Here is a 24439-nt window from a genome sequence, read left to right as displayed (position 1 = left end):
GGTTTGTCCCGAATCCATTGTATAGCAAATTTTTGTAAACTGCCAATGCTGCCGTCCGATACATTTCAAACCGGAAAACGGCCGTCCGTATCCGCCGCGTGGCCGGTGTCTGTAAAATGCCGTAAAATATTGACTGTCAAAACAGAGGCGAGAACCCCATGATTGAATTCCCCAACCAGCCCGATTTTCCTGAGCAACACACCGCCGTCGCCGTCGGCACCATCAACATGAGCCAGCAGGCGGTACGGGTGTTGATAGAGAATGCAACCGAAAAGGCAAGCATCCTGACCATCGCCCGCGTTGCCGCCATTCAAAACATCAAACAAAGCGGCAACCTGATTCCGCTGCACCTGCCCGGCCGCATCATCGGCGTGCAGGTTGATTTCGATATTAACGTCGAGCTGGCCTGCCTGAAAGCCACATTGACCGTCCAAGCGCACAGCAACGGCAGCATTGCCACCGAAGCCCTGACCGGCCTCAATCTGGCACTCTTGAGCGTTTACGACATGATGAAAGACGTTGACCGCAATATGATGCTCAGCGGCATCCGCCTCGAATCCGAAACCAGCAGCGAAGGCCGTCCTTTCCTGTTTGACAACGCCTACGAAAATATCAATTTCTAAATTACTCAGGCCGTCTGAATATTCGGTTTCAGACGGCCTTATTGTTATGATGAACGATCAACAACTTTTGCGGTTCAGCCGCCATATCCTGCTGGATGAAATCGGTATCGAAGGCCAAGAAAAACTCTTGGCCGCCCATGCGCTCGTTGTCGGTTGCGGCGGACTAGGCGCGGCGGCCTTGCCGTATCTTGCCGCCGCCGGCATCGGCCGCCTGACGATTGCCGATGCCGATACCATCGACGAGACCAACCTTCAACGCCAAATCACGTTTACCGAAGCCGATATCGGCAAAAACAAGGCTTTGGTGATGCAAGGCCGTCTGAAACAGATCAACAGCCAAACACACATTACCGCCATGGCCGAATTTCTCGATGAGGTCAGGCTTGTCGAATTGGCAAACGCCGCCGACATCATCCTCGATTGTTCCGACAACTATCCCACGCGCCAGGCGGTCAACCGCGCCGCCGTTGCCACGCACACGCCTTTGGTTTCCGCCGCGGCCGTCGGCTTTGACGGACAAATCGCCGTGTACCGCCCCGACCTTCCCGATACGCCCTGCTATGCCTGCCTATTTGATGGCGAACAAGCCAGCGACGGCGCTTGTGCATTGTTCGGCGTTTTTTCGCCCTTGGTCGGCGTTGTCGGAACGACCCAAGCCGCCGAAGCGCTTAAAATGCTGCTCGGTATCGGTGCGCCGTCGCACGGTAAACTTTCTACCTATAACGCATTGAGCGGAAAATGGCAGCAATACGGGGTGAGACACAATCCTGAATGCCCGGTTTGCGGCGGCCGTTAAAGACAAAAGCAGGGCAAGGGTTTCAATGCTCCGAAGCCAATCCGCCGGAGCAATCATGCTTATCTTTCATTAAACTTGAAAGAAGGCGTTTCTTCCCTTTTCAGACGGCCTGTGGCACGATATGATTCAATGATTAATAAATTTTTTGAGGCCGTCTGAAAAAGATAGGGAGAAACCGGCTTAATGAATATTATTCGTGCCTTATTGGTGGTATTGGGTTGCCTGACTTTGGGCGAAGCGGCCGTTTGGATTTTGGGGTTGAAGCTGCCGGGCAGCATTGTCGGCATGGGTTTGCTGTTTGCCGCGCTTCAGGCCGGCTGGGTCAAATTGTCTTGGGTGGAAGAGCTGGCGGACATTTTGATGGCGAACCTGACTTTGTTTTTGGTGCCGCCTTGCGTGGCCGTCATCAGTTATTTGGATGTGATTGCAAACGACTGGTTTTCGATTTTGACGGCCACCATCGCCAGTACGGTGTGCGTGTTGTTGGTCACGGGCAAAGTGCATGAGTGGGTCAGGAGGCTGATGTGATGGGCGATATCGACAATTTGTTGCGTATGCCCGTGCTTATGCTGTTTTTGACTTTGGCCGTGTATGCTTTGGCGGTGCAGATTCGGGTGCGCACGGGAAACGTTTTGTGCAATCCGGTATTGATCAGCACGCTGGTGTTGATGGGGTATTTGAAGGTATTTGCCATCGATTACGAGCTGTATCACGACGCGGCGCAGTTTATCGATTTTTGGTTGAAACCGGCGGTCGTATTGCTGGCCGTGCCGCTTTATCGAAATTGGGACCGTATCCGCAGCCAGTGGTTGCCGGTGGTGTTGTCGCAATTGGTGGGCAGCGTGACGGGCATTGTTACGGGCGTGTATTTCGCCAAATGGCTGGGCGCGTCGCGCGATGTGGTTTTGTCGTTGGCTTCCAAATCGGTGACCAACCCGATTGCGATTGAAATCACGGCATCGGTCGGCGGTATTCCGGCGATTACGGCGGCAACGGTGATTATCGCCGGACTTTTTGGACAGATGGCCGGATATAAAGTGTTGAAAGGGGCGTTGTATATGCCTTCTTCAGTGGGGATGTCTTTAGGGACGGCCTCCCATGCGATGGGGATTGCGGCGTCTTTGGAATACGGCCGCCGTATGGCCGCCTATGCCGGTTTGGGTTTGACGCTCAACGGCGTATTGACGGCGGTATTGGTGCCTATTTTGATTCCCTTATTGGGCGTATAGCGTTCAGGCCGTCTGAAAATAGTGTAAACAGGAGAAAATGATATGGCTGTAAATTTGACTAAAAAACGTGCAGACGAATTGTTGGAAATCGACGGCATCCGTCTGTTTACAGGTCGTGCCGGCATCAAGCAACAAGACCGCGACGATTTGACGCTGATGGTGTTGGGCGGCGGCCATACGGTGGGCGCGGTGTTTACGCAAAACCGTTTCTGCGCCGCGCCGGTGCATATCGCCAAGTCGCATCTGTTTGACCAAGACGGCGTGTGTGCTTTAGTCGTCAATACGGGCAATGCCAATGCAGGTACCGGCGCACAAGGCCGTCTGGACGCGATTAAAGTGTGCGCGGCGGCGGCGGAACAGGTCGGCTGCCAATCCAATCAGATTATGCCGTTTTCGACCGGTGTAATTTTAGAGCCACTGCCTGTGGATAAAATCGTGGCCGCTTTGCCGCAAGTGCGCCCTGCATTCTGGTCGGACGCGGCTCGTGCCATCATGACGACGGATACTGTACCGAAAGCTGCTTCACGCACAGGCTTGGTCGGCGAGAAACACACAGTCCGCGCTACCGGCATCGCCAAAGGCTCGGGCATGATTCATCCGAACATGGCGACCATGTTGTCGTTTATCGCCACCGATGCCAAAGTGTCCCAACCGATTTTGCAGCTGATGACGCAAGAAATCGCAGACGAAAGTTTCAATACGATTACCGTGGACGGCGATACCAGCACCAACGACAGCTTCGTGATTATGGCGACAGGCCGTTGCGGTCAAAGCGAAATCGACAATACCGCCGATCCGCGCTATGCGCAGCTCAAAGCCTTACTCGGTTCGCTGGCTTTGGAACTGGCGCAGGCGATTGTCCGTGATGGCGAGGGTGCGACCAAGTTCATCACGGTGGAAGTGCAAAACGCGAAAACCCGCGAAGAGGCGCGCAAAGTGGCTTATGCTGTCGCCCATTCGCCTTTGGTGAAAACCGCTTTCTTTGCCTCCGACCCGAACTTGGGCCGTCTGTTGGCAGCCGTCGGCTATGCCGGTATTGAAGACTTGGATGTCGATGCTTTGAAAATGTGGCTGGATGACGTGTTGGTGGCCGAAAACGGCGGCCGCGCGGAAAGCTATACTGAAGAAGCAGGACAAGCAGTGATGAACCGTCCGGAAATCACCGTCCGCATCGATTTGCAACGCGGCGATACGACGGCGGCCGTCTATACCTGCGATTTGTCGCACGAATATGTGTCGATTAACGCGGATTACCGTTCTTAAAAACCTTTATCCTTGTTTTCAGACGGCCTTTGAGAAAAGTATCAAGGCCGTCTGAACACATTGACTGCGTGTTTATTATGAAATTTCCCCAGACTTGGGCGGCGCGCCTTGCCCACAAAATCCGCCAAACCAAACGCCTGTCGAAAAAGAGCATTGCCCTTCTGTTTTTGCTGGCAGGATCGGCACTGGTTGCCCTGACGGCTTTGATGTTTGCGTACTTGGCGGATTTGGCTTTGGAATGGAACGCTTTGCTGGTGGGGAAATATCCGTGGTTTGCGTGGGTGGCTTTGCCGCTGGGTTTGCCGCTTTTGGCGTGGTTTACGCGCAAATTTGCGCCGTACACTTCCGGCAGCGGTATTCCGCAGGTCATCGCCTCTTTGTCTTTGCCTTATGGCGCGCAGAAAACCCGTTTGATTCGTCTGGGCGAAACCTTTTTCAAAATTCCGCTGACGTTTTGCGCCATGCTGTTGGGTGCGTCTGTCGGTAGGGAAGGGCCGTCTGTGCAAGTGGGCGCGGCGGTAATGAACGCTTGGGGCGCGTGGTGTAAAAAGCACGGGCTGGCGTTTAGGGGCATGCAGGAAAACGATTTGATTGCCGCAGGCGCGGCCGGCGGTTTGGCGGCGGCGTTTAACGCGCCTTTAGCCGGCGTGGTCTTTGCCATCGAAGAATTGGGGCGCGGCGTGCTTTTGCGTTGGGAACGTCAAATCCTGATGGGCGTGTTGGCGGCCGGTTTCATTCAAGTGGCGATACAGGGCAACAACCCGTATTTCTCAGGGTTTCAAGGGCATGAGCTGCCAAACATGCTGATGTGGGCCGCGGTGTCGGGCATCATCTGCGGTGTAGCAGGCGGATTGTTCAGCAGCTTTTTGTATCGCGGCGCAGCGGCATTTGCACCGGTACGCTGGCGCAGTTTCATCCGCCGCCATTTGTTGGTAGTTGCCTTTGCAATGGGTATTTTGCTGGCGTTGCTTGGTACGTTTTATCAAGGCAAAACCTATGGCACGGGTTATCACGAAGCCGCAGCCGCACTCAAAGGCGCGTATGAAGCGCCGATCGGCTTGGCCGCCGCAAAATGGGCGGCGACCGTGTTCAGCTATTGGGCAGGTATTCCCGGCGGTATCTTCACGCCGTCTTTAACCATCGGTGCGATGATAGGCGAACACATGGCTTCTTTCGTGCAACTGGGCGACGCGTCCAATGTCGCGGTTTTGCTCTGCATGGCCGCATTCCTTGCCGCCGCGACCCAATCGCCGTTGACCGCCGCCGTGGTGGTAATGGAAATGACGGGCGGACAGAATTTGCTGTTTTGGATGCTGCTGACTTGCATCTTCGCTTCGCAAGTCTCGCGCCAATTCTCGCCGCATCCGTTTTACCATGCTGCAGGTTTGCGCTTCAGACGGCATATTGAAGCCGAAAGCGGACATGTTCAGCACGAGAAAAAAGAATAGGTCGGCATATAAAAGGCCGTCTGAAAATCGATTTCAGACGGCCTTTGTTATGTCGTTTAAAGCTGTATTTCAGTTTTACTTAAACAGCAAAATCAGCAACAAAACAACCGCAATCACACCCAGCCACAGGCTTTGGCGTTGCTGTACTTTGACCAGATGCACATAGGCATCGCGCATTTCCTGCTGGCGGTTTTCATCAATCAGCGCACTGATTTTGCGCGGCAGGGAAGGGATGATTTGCGCCCAGTCGGGGGCTTCGTTTTTGAGGTTGCGCCAAAGGGCTTTGGGGCCGACCTGTTCGTTCATCCAGCGCACCAAAAACGGTTTGGCGGTTTTCCACAAGTCCAAATCGGGATCGAGTTGGCGGCCTAAGCCTTCGATGTTGAGCAGTGTTTTCTGCAGCAATACCAGCTGTGGTTGGATTTCGACATTGAAGCGACGGCTGACTTCAAACAGGCGCATCAGCACCAAGCCGAAGGAAATTTGCGAAATCGGTTTGTTGAACACCGGTTCGCACACGGCGCGGACGGCGGCTTCCAATTCTTCCGCACGCGTGTCGGCAGGTACCCAGCCCGATTCGATATGGGCGGTGGCGACGCGGTGGTAATCGCGGTTGAAGAAGGCGAGGAAGTTGATGGCGAGATAGCGCTTGTCGTAGTCGGTCAGCGTGCCGACAATGCCGAAATCGAGGGCGATGTAGCGGTTGTCGGCGGCGACCAGAATGTTGCCGGGGTGCATATCCGCATGGAAAAAACCGTCGCGGAAGACTTGTGTGAAGAAGATTTCCACACCGTAATCGGCAAGTTTGTGCAAATTAATGCCGTCTGCTTTGAGTTTGGCGATATCGGATACCGGTGTGCCGTCCATCCATTCGATGGTCAGCACGTCGCTGGTGCAGTAGTCGTAAAACACCTTCGGCACAATCAGCATATTGCTGTTTTGGAAATTGCGACCGAGCTGGCTGGCATTGGCGGCTTCGCGCATCAAGTCCAATTCATCGTGCAGGTATTTATCAAATTCGGCCACCACTTCGCGCGGCTTCAAACGCTTGCCGTCTGAAAACAAACGCTCTACCCAGCCTGCACCAAAGCGCATCAGCGACAAATCCTGTTCGATAACGGGCAAAAGGTTGGGGCGCAAGACTTTCACTGCGACTTGTTCGCCCGAATGCAGGCGGGCTTTGTGTACTTGGGCGATGGACGCGCTGGCGACAGGCTCGGTTTCAAATTCCGCGTATAAAGTGTCGATGGATTGTCCCAGTGATTTTTCGATTTGCGAGCGCGAAAGCTGCGCGTCAAACGGCGGCACTTTGTCTTGCAGCCTTGCCAGTTCGACCGCGTAATCGTGCGGAATCAAATCGGGGCGCGTGGACAATACCTGTCCGAATTTGATGAAAATCGGCCCCAGGCTTTCCAACGCCAAACGCAGGCGTACGGCAGGCGTCTCGTGTTTGAACTTGGACGACTGCGGCAGCATATTGAGGAAAGTCCGCGCCCAACCCGGATGGACCAGCGAGGCAATCAGCTCGGCAAGGCGGTAGCGGTAGAGCGTGCAGAGGATGGTTTTAATGCGTTTGAGGCGGTTCATGATGGACGCAGATAAATCGAAAAACAGAATTATATAGGAAAAACAGGTAAGGGCTTCAGACGGCCTGAGACTTTTGCAAAAACATTTGCCGCATAGTGAACAATTTTATAAAGGCTCAGATTTTGCCGCCCCAATAAAAAGACGAATATTCACATCATAAATATTCGTCGGCTACTTGCCCAAACTGCCGATTCAAGACATAATCGGGAAATGTGCAGGAGAGTGTTACACCCAACTACAATGTAACCACCGAAGGCGCAGACACCCTTAAATCGCTCAGGTATCAGGGACTGCACATTGAAACAAACAATCTGGAGAGCGGCGTTAGAATAACGTCCACCGAAGGGGAGAAGGCCGTCTGAACCACCATTCAGACAACCGCGCAAAGCAGTGAGCAGACTGGTTTGCCATCATGCGGATACGGCCGAAAATCTCAGGTTCAAGGACAGATAGGGTCATCCGCGCACAGGTGCGCGGGCGGCATCTGAACAAAAAATCCGGAGAAACTTGAGAATGACTGCTCTGAAAACCACCCCATTTCATCAAGCCCATCAAGATGCAGGCGCGAAGCTGGTCGATTTTGCCGGCTGGGAGCTGCCCATCCATTATGGTTCACAAATCGCCGAACACGAAGCCGTGCGCACCGACGCCGGTATGTTTGACGTATCACACATGCTCGTTACCGACGTAGCAGGCGCAAATGCCAAAGCCTTTTTTCGCAAATTGATTGCCAACGATGTCGCCAAACTCGCTTTTGTCGGCAAAGCCCTTTATTCCGCTTTGCTCAACGACAACGGTGGCGTGATTGACGACTTGATTGTTTACCGCACCAATGAAGCCGAAACCCAATACCGCATCGTGTCCAACGGCGCGACCCGCGAAAAAGATACGGCGCAATTCCACAAAGTCGGACAAGAGTTCGGCGTTGCCTTCAATCCGCGCTACGACCTCGGCATGCTCGCCGTACAAGGCCCGAAAGCCATCGAAAAACTCCTGACCGTCAAACCTGAATGGGCGGACGTGATTCACGGTCTCAAACCGTTCCAAGGTGCAGACTTGGGCAACGACTGGTTTGTCGCCCGTACAGGCTATACCGGCGAAGACGGCGTCGAAGTCATCCTGCCCGGCACTGAAGCCGTCGCATTCTTCAAAGCCCTGCAAGCAGCAGGCGTACAGCCTTGCGGCCTCGGCGCACGCGACACCCTGCGCATGGAAGCCGGTATGAACCTTTATGGCAACGATATGGACGACAATACCAGCCCGCTCGAAGCAGGCATGGGTTGGACCGTTGACTTGAAAGATGAAAGCCGCGACTTCGTAGGTAAAGCCGCCTTGCTGGCATTGAAAGAAAAAGGCGTTACCGTGAAACAGGTCGGCCTGTTGCTCGAAAAAGGCGGCATCCTGCGCGCGCATATGGAAGTGTTGACCGACAAAGGCCAAGGCGAAACCACCAGCGGCGTATTCTCTCCAAGCCTGAAACAATCCATCGCCATCGCGCGCGTACCGAAAGATTTTGATGGAGATACCGCCAAAGTCCTGATTCGCGGCAAAGAAGTAGACGTGCGCGTACTGAAGCTGCCGTTCGTCCGCAACGGTCAAAAACAGTTTGATTAATATCGGTTCAGACGGCCTTTATTTGTTAAGGGCCGTCTGAAAGCAGGTTTTAAGGAATTGTTATTTCCTATGAAAGCAACCTTCTGCAATTTATTGTTGGTATTTATGTTATCGGCTTGCGCTTCGTCTGCAGGCGAGCGCGGATTGATGTTTTTCGATACAGAAGGAAAATCTCGTACTGCAACATTTATGAAAACCGTTGGCGGCAATGGAAAGATTGCCGGTGAGGTGACGATAGACGGGGAATATGCCCTTGATATTATCCGCATGAATGATGATTTGAGTATTGCCGTGCAAGATAATAAGGGTAGAAGCCGTGCTTCCGACCTGAAATCATTGTCGCAAGCGAAATCATTTACCCTGTATGCGTTCAGCCGTTATGCGGGAACAGTTGAAGTGGATAAAGTATCGGCAGTTACAGGCATTTGTGCAGATTACCGCAACAAAGGCCTGAAGGTTGCCGTTGCAGACAATATGAGGTCCAAACAAGGAATCGTTGTATTCCGCGCAAGCGGCGTAATGGCAAGTAACAAGCGCAAGATAAACGAAGCATATTTGGATTATTCTGCATCCCCTAAACTTCCTTCCGCCCAAAAGCAAAAATTGGAACAAGATAAAAACAATATGATTGCCGTCCATTACGGACGCTTGGAAGAATTAATCGCACGAGGTATCTGCGCACGCTAAGCTGAGCAGATGCCGTCTGAAAATAACCCCCTATCAATGGAGTATCAAACCATGAGCAACAACATCCCAGCCGAACTGAAATACGTTGCCAGCCACGAATGGCTGCGCCTTGAAGACGACGGTACCGTTACCGTCGGCATTACCCACCATGCGCAAGAGCTGTTGGGCGACATCGTGTTCGTCGAGCTGCCAGAAGTCGGTGCAAACCTGGCTGCCGAAGAACAAGCCGGTGTGGTTGAGTCTGTAAAAGCCGCATCTGACGTGTACGCGCCGATTGCAGGCGAAATCGTTGCCGTCAACGAAGATTTGCCAAGCGCTCCGGAAACTGCCAACAGCGATCCTTACGGCGCAGGCTGGTTCTTCAAAATCAAACCTGCCAACCCTGCCGATTACGACGGTCTGCTGACTGCCGAACAATATGCAGGCGAAGTAGCTTGATTTTTGCAAACATCCAAACAGGTTTTTTATCTGTTTGATATTGCAGGTCTTAGGTCGTCTGAAAAATGCTTTCAGACGGCCTTTGTTTCAATTTTTCCTCAATAAACATGAATTACTGCGAATTTGTCGCCACGCTACCCGACGATACGGACAACCCCAACCAACATTATCACGACACGCAATACGGTTTTCCGATTGAGGACGACAATGAATTGTTTGAGCGGCTGGTGTTGGAAATCAATCAGGCAGGATTGAGCTGGACGCTGATGCTGAAGAAGCAGCAGGCATTTCAGACGGCATTTAAAGGTTTCGACATCGATACGGTCGCCGCATTTGACGAGGCCGATATTGAGAGACTGCTTGCCGATGCAGGCATCGTCCGCAACCGCCTGAAAATCAACGCAGCCATTTATAACGCGCGACAAATCAAACAAATACAGCAAGAATACGGCTCATTTAAAAACTGGCTGGATGCGAACCATCCGCTCGACAAGGCTGAATGGGTGAAGCTGTTTAAAAAACATTTCAAATTTGTCGGCGGCGAAATCGTCGGCGAATTTCTGATGAGTACCGGCTACCTACCCGGCGCGCATGTGGAAACCTGTCCGGTTTATAGGGAAATATTGGCATGTCGTCCAAAGTGGGCGGAGGCCGTCTGAAACAACATCTGCAAGAAAAAACAGTGTTGATATCGATAACACCGAAGGAGTAGAAATGAAACTATCTGAATTGTTCAACCCGAACGAATTTGCCGCGCGCCATTTGAGCTTTGGCGACGAGGCTGCGCTTTTGGAAGCGCTCGGCGAGAAGAGCATGGATGATTTTGTCGGCAATACTGTGCCGCAAAGCATCCGTATGCCGTCCGAACTCGACCTGCCCGAAGCCCTGACCGAGGCGGATGCGTTGGCGAAATTGAAAGGCATTGCGTCTAAAAACGTGATCAATAAGTCCTATATCGGTTTGGGTTATTACCCGACCCGCGTGCCGAATGTGATTTTGCGCAACGTATTGGAAAATCCAGGCTGGTATACCGCCTACACCCCGTATCAGGCGGAAATCGCGCAGGGTCGTTTGGAAGCTTTGTTGAACTTCCAACAAGTGTGTATCGATTTGACCGGTTTCCCTGTGGCAGGCGCGTCTTTGTTGGACGAGGCAACTGCCGCGGCCGAAGCGATGGCGATGGCGCACCGCGTGGGCAAAGTGAAATCCGAGCGTTTCTTTGTGGATGCGCGCGTGTATCCGCAAACTTTGGACGTGATGAAAACCCGCGCCAAATATTTCGGCTTTGAACTGGTGGTCGGCGATTTTGCCCAAGCGGATGAAGGCGAATACTTCGGCGCGCTGTTCCAATACGTCGGCAAAGATGGCGATGTGCAAGACTTGCAGGACGTTATCGGCCGTCTGAAAGCCAAAGGCACAATCGTGGCCGTTGCCGCCGACATCATGAGTTTGGTTTTGCTGAAGTCTCCGGCTGAATTGGGCGCAGATATTGCTTTGGGCAATACCCAACGCTTCGGTGTGCCGATGGGCTTTGGTGGTCCGCACGCTGCTTATTTCGCGTTTAAAGACGAGTTCAAACGTTCCGCTCCGGGCCGCATCATCGGCGTATCCAAAGACGCATCGGGCAAACCCGCGCTGCGCATGGCGTTGTCCACACGCGAGCAACACATCCGCCGCGAAAAAGCGACATCCAATATTTGTACCGCACAAGCATTGCTGGCGAACTTGGCCGGTATGTATGCCGTTTACCACGGCCCTGAAGGCGTGAAACGCATTGCCAACCGCATTCATGCGCTGGCTTCTGCCTTTGCCGATGCGCTGGTTTCAGACGGCCTGAATGTGGTTCACAAAGTCTTCTTCGATACCGTTACCGTCGATTTCGGCAGCAAAGAGAAAGCAAACCAAGTGTTTGCCGCTGCTTTGGAATCGGGTTACAACCTGCGCCGCGTCAACGATACTCAAATTGCGGCTGCATTCCATGAAACGTCGGCATACGAAGATTTGGTCGATTTGTACCGTGCGTTTACCGGCAAAGATACGGCTACATTTGCCGATGATGTCAAAGGCCGTCTGAATGCCGAATTGCTGCGTCAGGATGACATTCTGCAACATCCTGTGTTCAACAGTTACCACACCGAACACGAAATGTTGCGCTACCTGAAAAAACTCGAAGACCGCGACTTGGCGATGAACCGCAGCATGATTTCATTGGGCAGCTGCACCATGAAGCTCAATGCGACTGCGGAAATGTTGCCGATTACTTGGGCAGAGTTCACCGACATCCACCCCTACGCCCCCAAAGACCAAGCCGCAGGCTACCGCGAATTGCTTGCTGATATGGAAAACAGCCTGAAAGCCATCACCGGCTTTGACGCGATTTCCTTCCAGCCCAACTCCGGCGCGCAGGGCGAATACAGCGGCATGCTCTCCATCCGCCGCTATCAAGAAGCCAACGGCGAGGGACACCGCCACATCTGCCTGATTCCCAAATCCGCACACGGCACCAACCCTGCGACTGCCGCTATGCTGGGTTTGAAAGTCGTCGTTGTCGATACCGACGAACACGGCAACGTCAGCATCGACGATTTGAAAGCCAAAGCCGAGCAATACCGCGACGCTTTGTCCGCCATCATGATTACTTACCCGTCCACCCACGGCGTGTACGAAGAAGGCATCCGCGACATCTGCCGCATCATCCATGAAAACGGCGGACAGGTTTACATGGACGGCGCCAACCTCAACGCCCAAATCGGCATCATGCAGCCTGCTGAAGTCGGCGCGGACGTGTTGCACATGAACCTGCACAAAACCTTCTGTATCCCTCACGGCGGCGGCGGTCCGGGCGTCGGCCCTATCGGTTTGAAAGCCCACCTTGCCCCGTTTGCACCGGGACACGCTTTGACCGACACCTACAGCGCCAGTGCCGACCAAACCGCCGTTGCTGCTGCGGCCTTCGGTTCTGCGTCCATCCTGCCGATTACTTGGATGTACCTGACCATGATGGGCAAACAAGGCATGGAGCAGGCAACACGCTGGGCATTGCTCAACGCCAACTACGTTGCCAAACGTCTGAGCGAAGACTATCCGATTCTGTATACAGGCAAAAACGGCCGCGTCGCGCACGAATGTATCGTTGATTTGCGTCCGCTTAAAGCCGAAAGCGGCATCACTGAAACTGACATCGCCAAACGCCTGATGGACTATGGCTTCCACGCGCCGACGGTTTCCTTCCCTGTTGCCGGTACGCTGATGATCGAGCCGACCGAAAGCGAAAGCAAAGCCGAACTCGACCGCTTCATCGCCGCCCTGAAACAAATTAAACAGGAAGTGCTGAAAGTTGAGCGCGGCGAGTGGCCGAAAGAGGACAATCCGCTGGTGAATGCTCCGCATACCGCGTCTGATGTAACCGGCGAATGGGCGCATCCGTACTCCCGCGAAGAAGCTGTCTTCCCATTGCCGTTCGTCCGCGAACACAAATTCTGGCCGAGCGTCAAACGGGTAGATGAAGTGTATGGCGACCGCAATCTGGTTTGCTCCTGCTTGCCGATTGACGCATACGAAGAATAAGCCTGAATAGGTTTAAAATTGAACAGGCCGTCTGAAAATGAAAATAGTTTTCAGATGGCCTTTTGTTTGTTAAGATATTCCACCCGAGAACATACATTTGTTTTTGGTAAAACAATAGATAAGGCATTCGGAAAGATAAACGGCGCATGCCTTTGCTTGCGGATAAAACCAAAACGGCTTCCCATAACGATAAGCAAAAGGCTGTCTGAAAAACAGGAGGACACGATGGACGAACTTTTTATTCAAACGCTGACGATTGCCGGCTCCGATTCCGGTGGTGGCGCAGGCATACAGGCGGATTTGAAGACATTTCAAATGCGCGGCGTGTTCGGCACCAGCGTACTGACCGCGGTTACCGCACAAAATACTTTGGGCGTATCGGCAGTGCATCCGATACCGACCGACATGATTGCCACGCAAATTGCTGCGATTCAGGAAGATTTCCAAATCCGCGCCTATAAAATCGGCATGCTGGGTACGGCGGAAATCATCGAATGTGTGGCGGAACAAACCGCCGAATGTGACTTCGGCAAACGCGTGTTGGATCCGGTTATGATTGCCAAAGGCGGTGCCCCGCTGTTGGAAAACTCGGCCGTCGAAGCCATGAAACGCCTGCTGCTGCCGCATACGGACGTCTTGACCCCCAATCTGCCCGAAGCGCAGGCATTGACGGGTATCAATATTGAAAACCGCCAAGATGCGGAACGCGCCGCCAAAATTCTTCAGGATTGGGGCGTGAAAAATGTGGTGATTAAAGGCGGCCATCTTGCCGACAGCCAAAGCGAATATTGCACCGACTGGCTGTTTACGCCATACGAAACCATTGAGCTGAACAGCAAACGTTTCCCAACGCCGCATACGCATGGCACGGGCTGCACGTTTTCGGCCTGCATTACTGCCGAGTTGGCAAAAGGGTTTAGCGTGCCCGAGGCGGTTCAAACGGCAAAAAACTATATTGCCGCCGCCATTTCCCATCCTTTGGGCATTGGGGCAGGACACGGGCCGGTCAACCATTGGGCGTATCAGGACAAATAATGCGTTTAGGCCAATTGTAATTGATTGTATTTTTCAGACGGCCTGACTAGGTTTATCACTTGAAATTGTTTACAATATCAGATTAATGCTTTTACGGATAAAAAAGACACCATGCAAGTTACCTCAAAATGGATAGACGGAATGTGCTTCGTCGGTACAACGGCAAACGGACACAGCGTTGTGATGGAAGGCGCGGCGGCTGAAGGCGAAGTCAAACGCGGCCCCAGCCCGATGGAAATGCTGTTGTTGGGTGTAGCAGGCTGTTCCAGCATCGATGTCGTGATGATTGCCGAGAAACAACGCCAAAAAATCACCGACTGCCGTGCCGAAGTGACTGCCAAACGCGCCGACACCGCGCCGCGCGTGTTTACCGAAATCCATATCCACTTCAAAGTGTATGGTCGAGATTTGCAAGAAAGCGCGATTGAGCGCGCCGTACAGATGTCTGCCGAAAAATATTGCTCCGCATCGATTATGCTGGGTAAAGTGGCAAAAATGAGCCACAGCTTCGAGATCGTCGAAACAGAATAAGGCGGTTTTCAAGGAAAAAGCCGGAGCGTGAGACGGCTGCACACAAAAAAGCAGATATATTCACGCATTAACATGAATATATCTGCTTGCTTTTTATTCCTTTTTCTCTCTCTCTATCAGCCTTTATAACTTGGCTTGTTGATCTCATTGTGCAAGTTTCGTTTAACATTGTCAACAATTTTTAATTATATTTTAAACAACCCCGAAAGATGCAGGTTTGTAAACGCTTGCGCCTTAATACGGATACTGGGGAAACATTATGGATTACGAAAATAATACCAACGTTGCGCCTGCAACTTCATCGCTTATTTTGGAAGAGCGTCACGATTCGGAACTCTTCCGCGTGTACGCATTGATTTTGGACGGCATTACCGACCATCTGCTGCTGCCGGGCAAAAAACTGACCGAGTCCGAGCTTTGCCGACAAATGGTTTGCTCGCGCAATACCGTGCGTGGCGCATTATCGCTTTTGGCGCACGATAAAATCGTCGATTTGCAGCCCAATCGCGGCGCATTTGTCCATGTGCCGGACTTGAAAGAAATGAAAGACGTGTTCAACACGCGTATCGAAATGGAAAGTATGATTCTGAGCGTCCTTATCGATATGCCTGACTTGGAAATGCGTCTGCAACCGCTTTACGCCATGATTGAGCAAGAGGGCGCAGCCTCCGAAAGCGGCGACCGCGTGGGTTGGAACCGCCTGTCCAATGCCTTCCATGTCGAATTGGCGCGGCTGTTGGACAACGATGTCCTGTTTGAAATCATGAATACCTTGTGCGCGCGCTCTTCATTGATTGTGGCCGTTTCCGATCCGCTTCGCAAAGAAAAGCGCAACATCGATTCCAATTCGCACCATGAACACCGAGAAATCCTCGATTTATTGGTGGCCGGCAAGCGCAACCGTGTGACCAAAGTCATGCGCCGCCACTTGGGCGCGTGTATGGAACGCTTGGAACAGAAACTCGAGATATAATCGGTTTGACAATAACAAGGCCGTCTGAAATATTCAGACGGCCATTGGTTTATCCCTACAAAGCGAAACGCCATGAAACCAAAAATCCAAAGACACGAACAGATCCTCACCCTTGTCCGCGAACATAACTTTATGACGGTGGAAGAATTGGCGGCAAATTTGGATGTTACGCCGCAAACCATACGCCGCGATGTGCAAGAGTTAAGCGAGACCGGACAACTCAAACGCTATCACGGCGGCGCATCTTTGGGCGACGTTTCAGTCGTAACGGCAGGGCAGGAGCGGCGCAACCATCAGCAGCAGGAAAAAAACGCCATTGCCCGACTGATTGCTTCCACCATTCCCGACAATGCCTCGCTGTTTATCAGCATCGGCACCACCATGGAAGCCGTCGCCGCCGAGTTGGTCAGACAGCGTAAAAACCTGCGGATTATCACCAACAACATCTACGCCGCCTCCATCACTGCGGCGCGTACCGATTACACGGTCATCATCGCTTCCGGCGTGGTCCGTCCTTTGGACGGTGGCATTACCGGCGTGGCGACCGTCGATTTCATCAACCAATTCAAAGTCGACTATGCCATCATGAGTACCCACGGCATAGAAAACGACGGCTCGCTTTTGGATGACGATTACAAGGAAGTCAGCGTCATGCAGGCGATGGTAAACAATGCCCGCGTGCGCTATCTTGGTGTCGACCACAGCAAATTTAACAGCAATGCCTTGGTCAGACTGGGCGATATCGGCGCATTCGATAAGCTGTTTACCGACCGCACACCATCCGCCGCCATGCAGAAAACCCTAAACGAGCGCGGCGTAGCGTGGCAGGTTGCCGACCCTGTATCAAAGTAGCCAAGTCGGGTACAATTGAGCCATCATTCCATTCCTTTCAGACGGCCTGATTGAATGTTCAGGCCGTCTGAAAACAGAAAATCATTTTCCCATCAAAGAAATATTATGTTGAATAAAGACCAATTCGCGGACAACCACTTTATCCGCACCATCATTGAAGAAGACCTCAAAAGCGGTAAACATACAGCCATCCAAACCCGTTTCCCGCCCGAGCCAAACGGTTACCTGCACATCGGCCACGCCAAATCCATCTGCTTGAACTTCGGTTTGGCTTATATTTACGACGGCTTGTGCAACCTGCGTTTTGACGATACCAACCCTGAAAAAGAAAACGACGAATACGTCAACGCCATCAAAGAAGACGTTGAGTGGTTGGGCTTCCATTGGGCGGGCGAGCCGCGTTTCGCTTCCAACTATTTCGACCAGCTTTACGACTACGCCGTCGGTTTAATCAAAGACGGCAAAGCGTATGTCGATGATTTGACGCCAGAAGAAATGCGCGAATACCGTGGTACGCTGACCGAAACAGGTAAAAACAGCCCTTACCGCGACCGCAGCATCGAAGAAAACCTCGACCTGTTCACACGCATGAAAAACGGCGAGTTCCCCGACGGCAGCAAAACCCTGCGCCTGAAAATCGATATGGCTTCGGGCAACATCAATATGCGCGACCCCGTCATCTACCGCATCCGCCGCGCCCATCACCACAACACCGGCGACAAATGGTGCATCTATCCGATGTACGACTACACGCATTGCATTTCCGATGCCATCGAAGGCATCACGCATTCCTTGTGTACGCTTGAATTTGAAGCACACCGTCCGTTGTACGACTGGGTGTTGGACAACATTCCTGCGCCGCACGCTACACGTCCGCGCCAATACGAGTTTTCCCGTTTGGAGCTCTTGTATTCCATCACGTCCAAACGCAAGCTGAACCAACTGGTTTCAGACGGCCATGTTGCCGGTTGGGATGATCCGCGTATGCCGACCATTTCCGGTATGCGCCGCCGCGGCTACACGCCAGAAGGCCTGCGCCTGTTTGCCAAACGCGCCGGTATTTCCAAATCTGAAAACATCGTCGACATGAGCGTGTTGGAAGGCGCGATTCGTGAAGAGTTGGAAAACTCCGCTCCGCGCCTGATGGCGGTTTTGAATCCGCTCAAAGTAACCCTGACCAACTTTGAAGCCGGCAAAACACAAAGCCGCCGTGCCGCGTTCCATCCGAACCACGAGGAAATGGGCGATCGCGAAGTACCTATTTCACAAACCATCTACATTGAAGCCGACGACTTTGCCGAAAATCCGCCTAAAGGCTTCAAACGTCTGATTCCCGGCGGCGAAGTGCGTTTGCGCCACGGCTATGTCATCAAGTGCGATGAAGTAGTAAAAGACGAGGCAGGCAATGTGGTTGAACTCAAATGCAGCATCGACCACGATACCTTGGGCAAAAATCCCGAAGGTCGCAAAGTTAAAGGCGTGATTCACTGGGTTTCCGCCGAACACGCCGCCGAAATCAAAGTCCGCCTGTACGACCGCCTCTTTACCGTCGAGCGTCCCGATGCCGTGCGCGGCGAAGACGGCAACTATCTGCCGTTTACCGATTTCCTCAATCCAGAATCCATCAAGGAAATCACTGCCTATGCCGAACCTGTCGCAAAAGATCTGCCGGCAGAAAGCCGTTGGCAGTTTGAACGCATCGGCTACTTCGTAACCGACCGCAAAGACCACAGCAAAGACATGCCGGTGTTTAACCGCACGGTGACGCTGAAAGATTCTTGGCAAGCAAAATAATTGTCCAAAGGCAGTCAGTATGCACTGGCTGCCTTTATTGTGTTTAAATTTTTGATTTTATAATAGGAATTTTATGGAAAACCAAATACCCATTTCACAGGAAGTTCAATATCACGAACCCAAACGCCTTTCTGCTTTTGCTGGTATAAAATGGATTACCGATGCTTTCGGTATTTTCAAACTTCATCCATGGAAATGGGTAGGCGTATTATTGGCTTATATGATCGTAGGTTTTGTGGTTTCTATTACTGACTTGCTAGGAATTAATGCGCTTTCTAGTTTAAAAAACATTGTATTCAGCTACGTAGGATTATGCTTATTAGGCGGAGCCATGTATGTTGCTAATGATACTAATAATGGAAAAGCATTTGATGTAAAAGATTTTTTTGTTGTTTTTTTAGATAAAAAAATGAGTTTTTTCATTTTATTGTTACTTCAGGTGCTATTCAGTATAGCTGTTAGCTTACTTATTATTCCGCTATATTTTGCAGGTTATTGGGCAATGATGATTGGTGTTGTATTGATTGTTACTGTCCTTTTGTCTATCTTTTTATTAACCCCTGCTTTGATTGTTTTAGATGGTCTGAAGCCATGGGAGGCTATTAAAGCTAATGTCAAAGCGCTTATGTGCAATATTCCTGCAATGTTAGTCTATGTTGTAGGTGTGGCTCTCTATTCTTTTATGTCGGGCGTATTAGGCATCATGTTTGGCCAGTGGATTACCTTTATCATACTTTTACTATTCCTACCTGTCAGCGTAGTTTTACTGCTGGCTCCTTATATTGCTTACCGCAGTATTTACCCTAATGGTCGTGTTGTGAAATCCTAAGTGGATAAAGGCCGTCTGAAAACTTGGAATCCGGTTTTCAGACGGCCTTTGTCGATAAAAGGGATGAGATGGAACGTTATTCTGTACATTTGAAACTGCTGGGAATGGCGGTGTTGTGGGGTGCGTCTTGGCCGATGGGGCGGATGCTGGGGCAGTCGCTGCCGCCGTTGACGGGCGGGGCGGTTCGGTTTGTACTGGCTTCGGTTTTGCTGTTGGGCTGGTTGTTTGCGCGCAGCAGGTTTGCGACTTTGGCGGCTTTGTCGGCGCGGCAATGGCTAGGTTTGGCGGTGGCTGCTTCCGTCGGCGTGTGCGGCTACGCGGTGTTTTTTATGCTGGGTTTGCAGGCGATGCCGGCGGGAAAGGCGGCGGTGGTTGTGGCGGTAAATCCCGTGCTGACGCTGCTGTTGGCGACTTGGTTTTTCGGCGAGCGTTTAAATGCGAAGATTTTGGCGGGTATGCTGCTGGCGGTCGGCGGCGCCATTATGGTGGTAACGCAAGGGCAGCCGTTGACGGTGTTATCGGGCGGTATCAAGGCAGGAGAGTGGTTGATTTTCGGCTGCGTAGTTTGTTGGGCAGCTTATACCTTAATCGGGCGTGCGGTTTTGCGCGGGATAGATGCGCTGACGGTAACGACGGCAACTTCATTCATTGGTGCGTTGATGTTGTCGGCGGTGGCGTCGTGGACGGACGGATTGCCGTTTGAGGCGATAGCGGCAATGGATGGACGCGGCTGGACGGCCTTGGCGTGGCTGGTTATCGGTGCGACGGTATTGGCCTATGCGTGGTATTTTGAAGGCGTGAAGACTTTGGGTGCAGGCAGTGCGGCGGCGTATATTACGCTCGTGCCGATTTTCGGTGTACTGTCTTCGGCGTGGTTTTTGGGCGAACCGCTGCATATTTCACTGGTTGCAGGTTGTGCGGCGGCAGTCGGCGGCATGACGCTGATGCGGTATGGGCAGAAGGCCGTCTGAAGTTGGGCAAATACTTGGATTTTTGATGATAAGATTGCGGTTGCCACGTTACTTCCAGCTGTAATCTTATTGCAGGATAAGACCAAGTCACGGCCTCAGTGTTCGATTTAAAAATTTGACACCCTGCCTCCAACTGCCTAAAATTCAACTTTCTCAAAAATCTACCGTATCCTGCGGCACGATTTCATACTTTCAGACGGCCTTTGTGCCATCTCTCTGATACTATTCAAAATATATCAATACTATGCACGTTTCAGAACTCCAAACCCTCCACATTTCCAAACTCTTGGAAATGGCAGAAGAACATGGCATTGAAAACGCCAACCGTTTCCGCAAACAAGACCTCGTTTTTGCCATCGTCCGCCAGATGATGAAGCAAAATGTCAGCTTTACCTGTTCCGGCACACTCGAAATCCTGCCCGACGGCTTCGGTTTCCTGCGCAGCGCAGATACTTCTTACCTTGCCGGTCCTGACGATATTTATGTTTCGCCCACGCAAATCCGCCGCTTCAATCTGCACACCGGTGACACCATCGAAGGCAGCGTGCGCGTACCTAAAGACAACGAACGCTATTTCGCACTTGTCCGCCTCGATACCATCAACGGCGATCAGCCTGAAGTCTGCAAACACAAAATCCTCTTTGAAAACCTCACGCCTTTATTCCCAACCGAACAATTCAAACTTGAGCGCGACATCAAAGCCGAAGAGAATCTGACCGGCCGCGCTATCGACTTGGTTTCCCCAATCGGTAAAGGCCAACGTGCATTGTTGGTGGCGCCGCCTAAAACCGGTAAGACCGTGATGTTGCAAAACATTGCCCACGCTATTACCGCCAATTATCCCGATGTCGAGCTGATTGTCCTGTTGATTGACGAGCGTCCGGAAGAAGTGACCGAAATGAGCCGTTCTGTACGCGGCGAAGTCGTTTCCTCTACGTTTGATGAACCGGCGCAACGCCATGTACAAGTGGCCGAGATGGTGATTGAAAAAGCCAAACGTATGGTTGAACACAAAAAAGACGTGGTCATCCTGCTGGATTCGATTACCCGTTTGGCGCGCGCCTACAATACCGTTGTGCCGACTTCGGGCAAAATCTTGACCGGCGGTGTCGATGCCAACGCCTTGCACCGTCCGAAACGCTTCTTCGGCGCAGCGCGTAATGTGGAAGAGGGCGGTTCGCTTACCATTATTGCGACAGCGCTTGTTGAAACCGGTAGCCGCATGGACGACGTGATTTACGAAGAGTTCAAAGGCACGGGCAATATGGAATTGCACCTTGACCGCCGTATGGCCGAAAAACGCCTGTTCCCGGCCATTAGTATCAATAAATCCGGTACGCGCCGCGAAGAATTGCTGGTGCCGAACGATCAGTTGCAACGCATGTGGCTCTTGCGCAAATTCCTGCATCCTATGGACGAAATCGAAGCGACCGAGTTTTTGGTGGGCAAACTCAAAGACTCTAAAAATAACGACGATTTCTTTGAATTGATGCGCGGTAAATAAGCATAAGGCCGTCTGAATATGTTTCAGACGGCCTTTACTTTGCTTGAGGAACCTTTATGACCATCCGAATGAATTGGCAAAACTTATTATCCACCCAACGCTTCCGTACTAAAAACGGCGAAATCGTGCCGACCGTTACCCCTTCGACTCAAGAAGGTGCCGATGCCTTGCGTACGGATTTTCACATCGACTACGACCGGGTTGTTTTTTCCGGAGCCTTCCGCCGCCTTGGCCGTAAAACACAGGTGCATCCGCTGGCGCAACATGACTTGACGCACAACCGCCTGACGCACAGCGTTGAAGTTGCCAGCGTGGGCAGGAGCTTGGGCAACCGCGTGGGCGTGATGTTGCATAACGGCGGTTTTCTGCCGCAGGGCAATACGCCCAGCGATATTGGTGCCGTGGTGCAGGTTGCCTGTTTGGCTCATGATTTGGGCAATCCGCCGTTTGGCCATACCGGCGAAGATGCTTTGCGTGATTGGTTCAGACGGCCTGAACATCAAATTTATCTGAACACATTAAACGAAGCGGAACGCAACGATATTCAAACCTATGAAGGCAATGCGCATAGCCTGCGTATCGTCGCCAGCCTTGAAATGTATCCGGAGGCAGGCGGAATGCGCCTGACTGCGGCAGCCATCGGCGCATTGCTGAAGTATCCGTGGACAACGCAACATCCAAACGGCAGAAAGAAATTCAATATTTATCAAACCGAGTTGCCGTTTATCCGTCAAGTTGCCGACGAATTGGGGCTGGTTTCCGCGGGAGTAGACAGCTGGGCGCGCCATCCTTTGTCTTATTTGATGGAGGCTGCCGACGATATTTGCTATGCCTTGCTGGATTTGGAAGATGCCGTCGAATTGGATTTGCTCACGGATACGGAAGTAGAAAGTATTTTGTCCGAGCTGACCTTTGCCGAAAGCGCATGGCACGCCAGCTCCAGCCGTCAGCGTTGCGCCATGTTGCGCGGCATTGCGATCGGCAAGGCGATTGATGATGTCGCGCAAACCTTTATGCTGCATCAGTCCGACTTGTTGGACGGAACATTCAAAGGCAAAGACCTGCTTGCTCTGTGCAGCCCGCAAGTGCAAAACACTTTGGCAAAAGCGAAAGAATTGGCACAAACACGGATTTTCCGCCATCACACCAAGCTCTTGACCGAGATTGCCACGTTCCCATGCTTAGGCTCCATCTTAGATTTGCTCGTCCCTGCCGCCTATGCCCTGATTGCAGAAAAACAGTTAGCAACGCGTCAGTCTTTGGCGTTGGAATTATTGAAAAAGCACAATCCGATTCTTCCTGAAGACAGTCTGTATCAGGCCTATATGAAGATTTTGGATTTTGTCGGCGGCATGACCGATAACTCCGCCGCTAAAATGGCGCAGGATTTGTCAGGAGTAGGGATTTTACGTTAATTTTATATTGTTTAACTTCAATTGGTTAAATAAAAATATAAAAAGTTTCTGTGAAAAGAGTAGACAGGCTTTAGTAAAGCCTATATCATTCGGTCTTCTTGATTCACAACGCACTTGCGAAGTGATGAGGATGCACCCGTAGCTCAGTTGGATAGAGTATCTGGCTACGAACCAGAGGGTCGGGCGTTCGAATCGCTCCGGGTGCGCCACAAGATTTATCCGCGCCCATCGTCTAGCGGTTAGGACATCGCCCTTTCACGGCGGTAACCGGGGTTCGATTCCCCGTGGGCGTGCCAGTTTTCAAAAAAAACGCAATCTGTTTCAGATTGCGTTTTTTTATTGCATTTACTGTTTGTGTTCTAAGGCCGTCTGAAATGCTCAGCAACTCAAGAGACAGAAGTGTGTAAAATCAATTGCCCTGAATTTTGTCATCTCTATGCGCTTTTCAATCTCATTTTACCATTGTCAAAACCCGATTTATTGACAACAGTATTCATCTTAAGAGTTCCTAAACCTGAATTTACATGATTTCATATTTATAATTTCTTGATTTTAGAAAATAAAAATATTTATTTGAACTTTTCTTAAAAAATGCCGTCTGAGATAAAGACAAGACGGAATATCTCTGTTAATGTGTAAATGTCAGCCGGCGTTTGCCGGTTTTTTATTGAAACCATTTGGGAGTCAATTATGAATATGAATGTTAAATTAATCGTTCCTGCCGTTTTGGCGGCTGTTGCCCTGACTGCATGTAGCAGCGGTTCTAAAGCCAAACCTGAAGCTAAAGCTGCGCCTACTGCGCAACAACAAACTCAAGCTCAGGCTCAACAAGCTCAAGCTCCAGTGCCTAATACTTTGAAAGTAGACTCTATCGACGGTACTAAAGAAGTTCACTACAAATGCGGTAAAGACGGCAAAGAGCCTCTGAGCGTAATGTACGGCTTCAAAGGCAACGAAGTTGTTGCTGCACAAGTAAAATACAAAGGCCAATTAACTGAAAACCTGTTCCGTATCACTGACAGCAGCAAAGATGTAAACGCATTCTGGGGCGGTAATGTCGCTTGGGTTGCTGAAGCAGCTACTGCAGCCAACGTAGACAAAGTTGACGGCAACATGCTGACTATCCGCGGTACTACCGAAGTAAACGGCAAACAAGAAGTGGTTGATCAAATCGTTACCCGCTTCTGCGCATTGGACAAAGGTGCGAAAGCTGCCGCTAAACCAGCTGCTAAAAAAGTGAAAAAATAATCTTTGCCGACAGCTTTAAACGCTGGGTAAAATAA

At 51.5% G+C, this 24439-nt stretch carries 22 protein-coding genes, 2 tRNA genes and 1 riboswitch; of the genes, 23 read left to right on the top strand and 1 reads right to left on the bottom strand.

Annotated elements, in window-relative coordinates:
- Nucleotides 1–158 precede the first annotated feature (158 nt).
- The 6 genes from KCG54_RS09215 to KCG54_RS09190 all read left to right on the top strand — a co-directional run bounded on the left by KCG54_RS09215 (nucleotide 159) and on the right by KCG54_RS09190 (nucleotide 5359).
- Nucleotides 159–623: a cyclic pyranopterin monophosphate synthase MoaC gene (locus tag KCG54_RS09215; RefSeq protein ID WP_070646624.1), complete on the top strand. Its 465-nt coding sequence runs from the start codon at nucleotides 159–161 to the stop codon at nucleotides 621–623.
- Between the two features lie 49 nt (nucleotides 624–672).
- Nucleotides 673–1419 (top strand): HesA/MoeB/ThiF family protein, encoded by a 747-nt coding sequence (locus KCG54_RS09210; protein WP_254325018.1) that lies wholly within the window; start codon nucleotides 673–675, stop codon nucleotides 1417–1419.
- A gap of 183 nt (nucleotides 1420–1602) precedes the next feature.
- Nucleotides 1603–1947, top strand: coding sequence for a CidA/LrgA family protein (locus KCG54_RS09205; RefSeq protein ID WP_049322516.1), 345 nt, complete (start codon nucleotides 1603–1605; stop codon nucleotides 1945–1947).
- Nucleotides 1947–2648, top strand: coding sequence for an LrgB family protein (locus tag KCG54_RS09200; RefSeq protein ID WP_432761028.1), 702 nt, complete (start codon nucleotides 1947–1949; stop codon nucleotides 2646–2648). The genes KCG54_RS09205 and KCG54_RS09200 overlap by 1 nt, the downstream gene beginning before the upstream one ends.
- 42 nt (nucleotides 2649–2690) lie before the next feature.
- Entirely contained in the window at nucleotides 2691–3911 is a 1221-nt protein-coding gene (argJ, locus tag KCG54_RS09195; protein WP_254323999.1) for a bifunctional glutamate N-acetyltransferase/amino-acid acetyltransferase ArgJ, read from the top strand.
- A gap of 77 nt (nucleotides 3912–3988) precedes the next feature.
- Nucleotides 3989–5359 carry a chloride channel protein gene (locus KCG54_RS09190; protein ID WP_254323998.1) on the top strand — a complete coding sequence of 457 codons (1371 nt, stop codon included), beginning with the start codon at nucleotides 3989–3991 and terminating at the stop codon, nucleotides 5357–5359.
- 75 nt (nucleotides 5360–5434) lie between these two features.
- Here KCG54_RS09190 and ubiB read toward each other — a convergent pair whose 3' ends face one another.
- Nucleotides 5435–6946, bottom strand: a complete 1512-nt coding sequence (gene ubiB / locus KCG54_RS09185) for a ubiquinone biosynthesis regulatory protein kinase UbiB (RefSeq protein ID WP_254323997.1) — start codon at nucleotides 6944–6946, stop codon at nucleotides 5435–5437.
- Between the two features lie 205 nt (nucleotides 6947–7151).
- Nucleotides 7152–7249, top strand: a riboswitch (glycine riboswitch).
- A gap of 210 nt (nucleotides 7250–7459) precedes the next feature.
- On the opposite strand from ubiB, the gene gcvT reads away from it, so the two are divergent.
- The 17 genes from gcvT (at nucleotide 7460) to KCG54_RS09100 (ending at nucleotide 24404) form a co-directional block, all read left to right on the top strand.
- Complete coding sequence (gene gcvT / locus KCG54_RS09180; protein WP_254323996.1) at nucleotides 7460–8560, top strand: glycine cleavage system aminomethyltransferase GcvT; 1101 nt, start codon at nucleotides 7460–7462, stop codon at nucleotides 8558–8560.
- Between the two features lie 147 nt (nucleotides 8561–8707).
- Complete coding sequence (locus KCG54_RS09175; RefSeq protein ID WP_349306445.1) at nucleotides 8708–9247, top strand: hypothetical protein; 540 nt, start codon at nucleotides 8708–8710, stop codon at nucleotides 9245–9247.
- A 51-nt stretch (nucleotides 9248–9298) separates the two neighbouring features.
- A complete protein-coding gene (gcvH, locus tag KCG54_RS09170) occupies nucleotides 9299–9685 on the top strand; it encodes a glycine cleavage system protein GcvH (RefSeq protein ID WP_141761473.1) in 387 nt (128 codons plus the stop codon).
- A 107-nt stretch (nucleotides 9686–9792) separates the two neighbouring features.
- Complete coding sequence (locus KCG54_RS09165) at nucleotides 9793–10344, top strand: DNA-3-methyladenine glycosylase I (protein ID WP_049332166.1); 552 nt, start codon at nucleotides 9793–9795, stop codon at nucleotides 10342–10344.
- A gap of 55 nt (nucleotides 10345–10399) precedes the next feature.
- The gene (gcvP, locus tag KCG54_RS09160; RefSeq protein WP_254323994.1) at nucleotides 10400–13252 is read left to right on the top strand and encodes an aminomethyl-transferring glycine dehydrogenase; all 2853 of its coding nucleotides are present in this window, start codon (nucleotides 10400–10402) and stop codon (nucleotides 13250–13252) included.
- A 225-nt stretch (nucleotides 13253–13477) separates the two neighbouring features.
- Nucleotides 13478–14287 (top strand): bifunctional hydroxymethylpyrimidine kinase/phosphomethylpyrimidine kinase, encoded by an 810-nt coding sequence (thiD, locus tag KCG54_RS09155; protein WP_254323993.1) that lies wholly within the window; start codon nucleotides 13478–13480, stop codon nucleotides 14285–14287.
- A 111-nt stretch (nucleotides 14288–14398) separates the two neighbouring features.
- Nucleotides 14399–14818: an OsmC family protein gene (locus tag KCG54_RS09150; RefSeq protein ID WP_254323992.1), complete on the top strand. Its 420-nt coding sequence runs from the start codon at nucleotides 14399–14401 to the stop codon at nucleotides 14816–14818.
- Nucleotides 14819–15077: 259 nt separating this feature from the next.
- Entirely contained in the window at nucleotides 15078–15791 is a 714-nt protein-coding gene (locus KCG54_RS09145; protein ID WP_254323991.1) for a GntR family transcriptional regulator, read from the top strand.
- A 72-nt stretch (nucleotides 15792–15863) separates the two neighbouring features.
- Nucleotides 15864–16643 (top strand): DeoR/GlpR family DNA-binding transcription regulator, encoded by a 780-nt coding sequence (locus KCG54_RS09140; protein WP_254323990.1) that lies wholly within the window; start codon nucleotides 15864–15866, stop codon nucleotides 16641–16643.
- A gap of 105 nt (nucleotides 16644–16748) precedes the next feature.
- A complete protein-coding gene (locus tag KCG54_RS09135; protein ID WP_254323989.1) occupies nucleotides 16749–18437 on the top strand; it encodes a glutamine--tRNA ligase/YqeY domain fusion protein in 1689 nt (562 codons plus the stop codon).
- A gap of 73 nt (nucleotides 18438–18510) precedes the next feature.
- On the top strand, nucleotides 18511–19266 hold the full coding sequence (locus KCG54_RS09130) for a BPSS1780 family membrane protein (protein WP_254323988.1): 756 nt from the start codon (nucleotides 18511–18513) through the stop codon (nucleotides 19264–19266).
- A gap of 68 nt (nucleotides 19267–19334) precedes the next feature.
- Nucleotides 19335–20237, top strand: a complete 903-nt coding sequence (locus KCG54_RS09125) for a DMT family transporter (RefSeq protein WP_254323987.1) — start codon at nucleotides 19335–19337, stop codon at nucleotides 20235–20237.
- A 244-nt stretch (nucleotides 20238–20481) separates the two neighbouring features.
- Nucleotides 20482–21741: a transcription termination factor Rho gene (rho, locus tag KCG54_RS09120; RefSeq protein ID WP_003680905.1), complete on the top strand. Its 1260-nt coding sequence runs from the start codon at nucleotides 20482–20484 to the stop codon at nucleotides 21739–21741.
- Nucleotides 21742–21797: 56 nt separating this feature from the next.
- Complete coding sequence (locus KCG54_RS09115) at nucleotides 21798–23156, top strand: deoxyguanosinetriphosphate triphosphohydrolase (protein ID WP_049336415.1); 1359 nt, start codon at nucleotides 21798–21800, stop codon at nucleotides 23154–23156.
- A gap of 132 nt (nucleotides 23157–23288) precedes the next feature.
- Nucleotides 23289–23365 (top strand) — tRNA-Arg (locus tag KCG54_RS09110).
- A 12-nt stretch (nucleotides 23366–23377) separates the two neighbouring features.
- Nucleotides 23378–23452, top strand: a tRNA-Glu gene (locus KCG54_RS09105).
- A gap of 394 nt (nucleotides 23453–23846) precedes the next feature.
- The gene (locus tag KCG54_RS09100) at nucleotides 23847–24404 is read left to right on the top strand and encodes a hypothetical protein (RefSeq protein WP_070826444.1); all 558 of its coding nucleotides are present in this window, start codon (nucleotides 23847–23849) and stop codon (nucleotides 24402–24404) included.
- Nucleotides 24405–24439: the final 35 nt, after the last annotated feature.

The sequence above is a fragment of the Neisseria subflava genome (assembly GCF_024205705.1).
GTDB classification, from domain to species: Bacteria; Pseudomonadota; Gammaproteobacteria; order Burkholderiales; family Neisseriaceae; genus Neisseria; species Neisseria subflava_D.
The sequence above is the reverse complement of the archived record's forward strand: the minus strand, read 5'-3'. Positions and strand labels throughout refer to the sequence as shown.

Coding starts and splice junctions, on each gene's coding strand:
- gcvP (WP_254323994.1), top strand. CDS start 10,400: ATGAAACTATCTGAATTGTTCAACCCGAACGAATTTGCCGCGCGCCAT.
- KCG54_RS09130 (WP_254323988.1), top strand. CDS start 18,511: ATGGAAAACCAAATACCCATTTCACAGGAAGTTCAATATCACGAACCC.
- KCG54_RS09210 (WP_254325018.1), top strand. CDS start 673: ATGAACGATCAACAACTTTTGCGGTTCAGCCGCCATATCCTGCTGGAT.
- KCG54_RS09200 (WP_432761028.1), top strand. CDS start 1,947: ATGGGCGATATCGACAATTTGTTGCGTATGCCCGTGCTTATGCTGTTT.
- KCG54_RS09215 (WP_070646624.1), top strand. CDS start 159: ATGATTGAATTCCCCAACCAGCCCGATTTTCCTGAGCAACACACCGCC.
- KCG54_RS09190 (WP_254323998.1), top strand. CDS start 3,989: ATGAAATTTCCCCAGACTTGGGCGGCGCGCCTTGCCCACAAAATCCGC.
- KCG54_RS09135 (WP_254323989.1), top strand. CDS start 16,749: ATGTTGAATAAAGACCAATTCGCGGACAACCACTTTATCCGCACCATC.
- KCG54_RS09150 (WP_254323992.1), top strand. CDS start 14,399: ATGCAAGTTACCTCAAAATGGATAGACGGAATGTGCTTCGTCGGTACA.
- argJ (WP_254323999.1), top strand. CDS start 2,691: ATGGCTGTAAATTTGACTAAAAAACGTGCAGACGAATTGTTGGAAATC.
- gcvT (WP_254323996.1), top strand. CDS start 7,460: ATGACTGCTCTGAAAACCACCCCATTTCATCAAGCCCATCAAGATGCA.
- KCG54_RS09165 (WP_049332166.1), top strand. CDS start 9,793: ATGAATTACTGCGAATTTGTCGCCACGCTACCCGACGATACGGACAAC.
- KCG54_RS09175 (WP_349306445.1), top strand. CDS start 8,708: ATGTTTTTCGATACAGAAGGAAAATCTCGTACTGCAACATTTATGAAA.
- gcvH (WP_141761473.1), top strand. CDS start 9,299: ATGAGCAACAACATCCCAGCCGAACTGAAATACGTTGCCAGCCACGAA.
- rho (WP_003680905.1), top strand. CDS start 20,482: ATGCACGTTTCAGAACTCCAAACCCTCCACATTTCCAAACTCTTGGAA.
- ubiB (WP_254323997.1), bottom strand. CDS start 6,946: ATGAACCGCCTCAAACGCATTAAAACCATCCTCTGCACGCTCTACCGC.
- KCG54_RS09115 (WP_049336415.1), top strand. CDS start 21,798: ATGACCATCCGAATGAATTGGCAAAACTTATTATCCACCCAACGCTTC.
- KCG54_RS09125 (WP_254323987.1), top strand. CDS start 19,335: ATGGAACGTTATTCTGTACATTTGAAACTGCTGGGAATGGCGGTGTTG.
- KCG54_RS09145 (WP_254323991.1), top strand. CDS start 15,078: ATGGATTACGAAAATAATACCAACGTTGCGCCTGCAACTTCATCGCTT.
- KCG54_RS09205 (WP_049322516.1), top strand. CDS start 1,603: ATGAATATTATTCGTGCCTTATTGGTGGTATTGGGTTGCCTGACTTTG.
- KCG54_RS09100 (WP_070826444.1), top strand. CDS start 23,847: ATGAATATGAATGTTAAATTAATCGTTCCTGCCGTTTTGGCGGCTGTT.
- KCG54_RS09140 (WP_254323990.1), top strand. CDS start 15,864: ATGAAACCAAAAATCCAAAGACACGAACAGATCCTCACCCTTGTCCGC.
- thiD (WP_254323993.1), top strand. CDS start 13,478: ATGGACGAACTTTTTATTCAAACGCTGACGATTGCCGGCTCCGATTCC.